The sequence below is a fragment of the Prosthecobacter sp. genome (assembly GCF_044226605.1).
Taxonomy (GTDB): Bacteria; Verrucomicrobiota; Verrucomicrobiia; order Verrucomicrobiales; family Verrucomicrobiaceae; genus Prosthecobacter.
Map to the genome: position 1 here is coordinate 585,001 of NZ_JBGAGS010000001.1, position 6,000 is coordinate 591,000.

The following is a 6,000-nucleotide window of genomic DNA, read 5'->3' on the forward strand; positions in this document are numbered from 1 at the left end:
ACTAAACGCCAGGCCGGCGCTGCTGCATGTATCGAATCATATTACGGCCTAACAGATTGTTAAACTGCTCGGACAGTTCTTCCACCGTATGCGACTCCGACATCTGTCGGTATCGTTGCCAGTATTCTTCGGGCCCCACTTTAACTCCATTGGCTTCGTATTGGATGACCGACTCAATGTTTTGCGGGCCAAACTTATCAAAAAACCATGAAGCAAACTCCTTCCCTGCCATTTCGACCCCAGCGATAAGCGCCATGGCAAGATAAAATGTCTTCGCAACCAGCGTCCCCACATCAGTGCGCTTCGCTGTCGTGGCTCCGAGCAAAAACTTCGCCAGCAGTTCATCGGGTCTGGCCGCAGGTTTGGAGAAGGAGGTCGTGTATTGATGATTCGTCACCATGGACTCCCACATGCTCCACACTTGCGGATGCAGCAGCAGGAACTGCTCAGATAGCAAGCCCAGCATCTGCATGGACCGAATCAGATTCAGTTCTTCTCCAGCTTTGAAATTCGCTCCGCCCAGCGCGGATTGGATTTTTTCCACTGTTTTGACCAGCCGGCTCACCTCTTCCGCATATTCCGGCATCACCATCGGCAGACCGGAAGTATTCGCGCCCTGCGTAGGCTTCGTAATAATCGACTCGCCAGCTACTTGGAAGCCCGCATCTTTCAGCTGCCGGGAGATCTCTTCACGCTCATCCTCCTTGAGAGAAGGCGCAACGGCGAGCAAAGACGCCAGAAGTTCTTTGGCAGTTTGGGGAGGAGGCGTCGGCGGAGAGTCTGGGGAAGGATATTCAAGATCAGCACCCACTGCCTTCCGGTCTCTGTAAAACGGAAACTCTTCATCCAAAGCCTTCAGGCTGCGAACAAAAGAGCCCTCATCCAGGTTTCTTAGCTCTGCAAATGCACCTGCGATGTATTCCCAAATGGAAGCTCCACGTGTGTCCGGGTCATCTTCCGCAAAACTTTCCTGCCAAATATGCAGCCGCATGGCTGTTTTGGCCGCCCATTCGCGCTCGGTGGTGACATTCATAGGATCCATGCTCTCCCGCTCTTCAGCAAGCGGGAGAAGGCACAGCCATCAATGATCGGCATGCAGCGACTTGCAAGAAGTTGCTAGAAGCTCAAGGACAGCCCCATGTGGAGGTAACCGTGGCCGTTGTTCGAGTACTTGGGAGTCAGATTGGAAATGTTGGTCAGCGCAGGGTCCAGCCTCTCAAGCTGATAGCCATAATCGCAACGGAAGGTCATCGACTTGTTGTAACGGTAGCGAAGGCCCAAACCAAGGCTGGACATGTTCAGATGCTTGCCTGGCTCAGCTACAGTTGGATCCACATTCCGGCCAATGCCGTAATCATAAAACACCAGGAAGCGAAGCTCATCCGTGCGATCCATCGGGTCGGTCCAGCGGTCAGGTGTTTTCTTGGCAAGGAATTGCAGCGGATGCAGGGCGGGCATGTAGAGTTCGGTCTGAATGAAAAGACCCTGATCACTTCGCAGCGAACGTTCAGCGTAACCACGCACCGAAGCATTGCCACCCAGGCCGAGCTGCTCACTGGCCACAAGATTCGCGGAAGAGACCTGGCCGGTGGCACGAACCATCAATTTAAAATCATCCAGGTAGCTCGAGAACACACCCAGCTCCAGCATGCGGGAAAGCACACCGCGGGCATAACTATAATCTGCGGTTCCGCCAGAGCGGGCCGAGATAAATGCCTTGTCCGTATTGTAGCGCGAAAGCTGACCCGGGCTGTAGTAATAGCTCAAGTTCAGGTTCGTCTCCCCCATGAAGTCCGTCTGGCGCAGATTGTACTCGGCAACAAACTGCATCACGTCGATTTTGGAGGGGAACACATTGACCCCGCCGAAGAAAAGGTTGTTGTTCTGAGACTTGTAGTCAAAGCCAAGGCCGAAATCATGATAGATGGCAAACTTGTGGGCTTTGTTGTCTGCCTCCCTGGCCGCTTTCGAAAACAAACTGGGAAGCTTTATGTAGTGGCGCATCCCCGCGATAAACGCGTCCCCCTTGACAAATTGAGACACACCCGCCGTCGGAATGTTAACGGTGCTCTCCATGTATGCGGCAAAGAACTGAAGCGACTGGTTCCAGCGCTGGATCGGAATGGTGTAGCTGCCCGTCACCGAATGGAACAGGTCATAATTCTCAGCCGCCTGGAACTGCACCCCCAGCTGATGATTGTAGCCCGTGTTAAAGGCGTCATACCAAACAGCGCCCAGGTTAAAACGATTTTCACCCAGCGCTACGGTGCCCGTGTTGTCCCATCCCGCGAAGCCCTGAATCGGAACTGCTACACGAGAGGTGACGTCCAGTTCCACATCCGTATATCCCAGCTGCGAGCCAGGCGTCATGGCCAAAGTTGAACGGTGGTATGGATGCGCCTCCGTGCGTCCAAGGCGGCTCCACGGGCTCAAGTTGAGGCTGGAGACAGACGCCGAGATGGTGTTCATGTCCAAAATGTCGCCTTGCTGGGCTGAAAGAGCTCTGGGAACTCCGGGCAGGGCCGCTTGGTACCACCGGCGCTTGCTCTGATCTCCCGCGAAGCGAATATCTCCAAGGCGGCCTTCCAGCACCGCTATCTTCACTTTGTTGGTGATCTCCTGCTCAGGAATGTACACATGCGTCATCGGACGCTTCTTGCTGCTGTAAAATTTCAGGATCTCTTTGACGATCTGATCCAGTCCATTGAACGACACAGGCTTGCCGAGGAACTTCTGCTGCAGAATTTGCACCAGTTCTTCGCGGTCCGGTGTGGACAAATCTGAGGCAATGTTCACCCCAGGAGCCAGCGAGGAAGGAATCGACGAGGGGACGTCGGTGGGATTCTTGCGATCATCTTTAAACAGCGTGATTCCTGCCAGTGAATGGATGATGATCGAATCACGACTGATCGAAACTTGCTTGGCTGCAGGTGCCGCCTGAGCCTCCGCTGCGAGCTTCTTCAGATCCAGATTGCCATCCGGTTCCAAGGCCACCGCTTGCCCAGCTTTCTTGGGGAGCAGATTGTTGTCAGCATCAGGCGGAACTCGCATTTCTGGCTTTGCCGCCTCGGCAGCGGGAGCCTGTGGCTTGCCAGCTTCTGCGTTGGCTTTCTCTTTGTCATCCGGCTTTGCTGGCGGTGCAATGGCCAGGAGAGGCGACTGCACCTTGATCGCAGGAAATCTTGGCGCCTGCTGAGCCTGCGAGGCGGTGCCAAAGCTGACTGCCAATGCCATGGTGGCAAAATAGCCGAAAGCTGAGCCTTGCGTGGTGCGGGGAGAGGAGATGTTCATGAGCGTGTCGGGAGAGGGAGAAAAGTTTCGTTCATGCAGTTCCTATTGCAGCGGCAGTCCTTCGAGGATGGATTTCATGGTGCCTTCGTCCAGTTTGGTCGGGTCAAACTGCGGCGTGCCGAATCCAGCTTCTTGAAGAGCATTGTAGTCATACCCCGTCATCTGGAAGGGACCAAAGCTTCCGGCGCTCACGTTGCCTGCACCACGCTGCTTGTTGAAGGCTGCAATCTGCGAAGACAGCAACTTGCGACGCTTGGAAACAGTAAAGATGGGGTCGCCACTGATCTGGTCAGCCAGACTCCGAATCTGCAGAATCAGACCATTGATGTTAACGGTGGCAACCGTATCCAGTCTGAAAACTGAGTCAGCTGTAGCCAGCACGAAGAATCCGGCATTAGAGAGAACAAGTGCCCCAATATTGTTGCTGGCACCATTCTGATAGACGGTGTTCGGGCTGAAATTGACCGGGGCAAAGCTGCCAAACGTTGAACTTGACTGCGAGTCAACATAGATGATCACAGGGCCACTGGCAGTATTGAAACTGCCGCCAGCGTCCACATTAAAGTTGTTCGGCCCATTTACGATTCCAGCAGGACTGTTATGGTTCGCAACAATGACGGTTCCGTAGCCAAGAGGCGTATTGTCCAGCACAGCGTGAAGGGGAGGAGGAATAATAGAGGTAACGACAGGTGCTGTAAGATTACCTCCGGAGGAAGTAACAATGACAGGACCTGTCACATGAATACCGCCGCCGCCGGTGGTTACGACTTTCACCCCCGCGCCAGCGGCAATATTACCGGTAAGTTCCAAGCCACCGCCCTGGTCGAAGAGAACAAAATTTCCACCTGTCACATTGACGGTGCCCAGCTTGCCAATCTGGTTAATCCCGAAGCTTTGGCCGAGAATCGTGACAAGTTGATTAAGGAGCACATCTGCGCCGTTAGTTACGCCAGCCGTTACAACCAAGGTGCCAGCGGTAACCGCACCCGTTGTAGTTTGACTGATTCCCTGACCCGAGGTCAGCGTAACCGTTCCTGCATTGCCGTTCACATTGCCTGCAAGTGTGATATCATTGGCTCCGGTGGTTACAAGTGTCACTCCTGCTCCTGCCACGCTGCCCGTTGTCACCGCCAGGTTGCCCCCGGTCGTCGTGATGCTCGCCACCCCGTTGTTGGTCGTGCTCACCGCACCCGTCACGTTCAGGCCGCCCGTCGTGTCATTGAGCGTGAACGCTCCATTGCTGGTGAACGCTCCAAGGTTCGCCACCGTGTTCAACTGGTTCAGCGACACCGTGGTGGTTGCGGAACCGGTCAGTGTCCCGGTCGTGTTAAGCACTCCCGCGCTCTGGCTGATCGCCTGGCCCGAGGTCAGCGTCACCGTTCCGGCATTGCCATTCACATTGCCCGCCAGTGTGATGTCGTTCAGGCCCGTGGTGATCAGCGTCACTCCCGCCCCTGCCACGCTGCCCGTTGTCACCGCAAGATTGCCCCCCGTCGTCGTGATGCTCACCAGTCCATTGTTGGTCGTCGTCACTGCCCCCGTCACATTCAGGCCTCCTGTCGTGTCATTGAGCGTGAACGCTCCGTTGCTGGTGAACGCTCCAAGGTTCGCTATCGTATTGAGCAAGCCCAGATCCACTGTGCCAGTCGTGTTGCCGATCAAAGTGTTCACATTGAGCACTCCGCCTCCATTCTGTGTCACCGCTTGCGTAACGTCCCCTGTGCCGATGCGTAATGTACCGCTTGCCGCTGTCACATTGCCCAGAGCCACCGTGGTCGCGTTTTGAACATCCACCGCTGCCGTGCTGGCGCTCGTTGTCGTCAGTGTCGAAGTGTTGAGCTGAATGCTGCTGCCACCGCCGTTCAACGTGATCGTGCCCGAACCGGCATTGACCGCGATGCCCGCGCTAACCACGAGACCACCTGCTGGTCCACCCGTCAGGCTCATATTGCCCGAGGTCGAGGTCAGTGCATTGCCCACGGTCAATCCAGTGGAACCAACCAGAGTGATCGTTCCAGAAGATGTCGTAAGCGTTCCAGTTGTCGCAAGCGAACCACCGTTGCTGCGCAAATCAATATTGCCGGTGCCGGTGCTCAGGTTGGTCGCCGCAGGCAAGGTCAGAGTTGTTCCCGCGATAGCCGTGATGCCCGTGTTTGCTCCCAGCGCAGGCGCAGCCAGTGTCAGTGCGTTCGTGTCGGTAATCGACACCGATGTCCCTGTGGAATTAAGAGTCACTGCTCCGGTAAAGTCATTGTTGGCCTGGCTCACGTCAATGCTTCCGGTTCCCCCATTCAAAATTGCCGTCGAAGCCAGAATTTTACCCGTTGTCTGACTGATGCCAACGCCGGTCAAGGTTATACCCGCTCCAGTAGCATTGATGTCAGCTCCGATGGAAAGCGCTCCCCCATCTGTCGTGAGCGATGCAGTGTTTCCATTCGTCTGCAGATTGCCCGTCACATTCAGGCCTCCCGTCGTGTCATTGAGCGTGAACGCTCCATTGCTGGTGAACGCACCCAAGTTCGCCACCGTGTTCAACTGGTTCAGCGACACCGTGGTGGTTGCGGAACCTGTCAGTGTCCCGGTCGTGTTAAGCACTCCCGCGCTCTGGCTGATCGCCTGGCCCGAGGTCAGCGTCACCGTTCCGGCGTTGCCATTCACATTGCCCGCCAGTGTGATGTCGTTCAGGCCCGTGGTGATCAGCGTCACTCC

At 55.6% G+C, this 6,000-nt stretch carries 3 protein-coding genes; all 3 read right to left on the reverse strand.

The annotated features are described in order from the left end of the window. Position 1: 1 nt before the first annotated feature. Entirely contained in the window at positions 2-1,033 is a 1,032-nt protein-coding gene (locus tag ACILSO_RS02145) for a hypothetical protein (protein WP_395735706.1), read from the reverse strand. An 83-nt stretch (positions 1,034-1,116) separates the two neighbouring features. Further along, on the reverse strand, positions 1,117-3,291 hold the full coding sequence (locus ACILSO_RS02150) for a ShlB/FhaC/HecB family hemolysin secretion/activation protein (RefSeq protein WP_395735707.1): 2,175 nt from the start codon (positions 3,289-3,291) through the stop codon (positions 1,117-1,119). Between the two features lie 42 nt (positions 3,292-3,333). Continuing rightward, the coding region (locus tag ACILSO_RS02155) for a beta strand repeat-containing protein (protein ID WP_395735708.1) at positions 3,334-6,000 on the reverse strand (2,667 nt) is incomplete at its 5' end.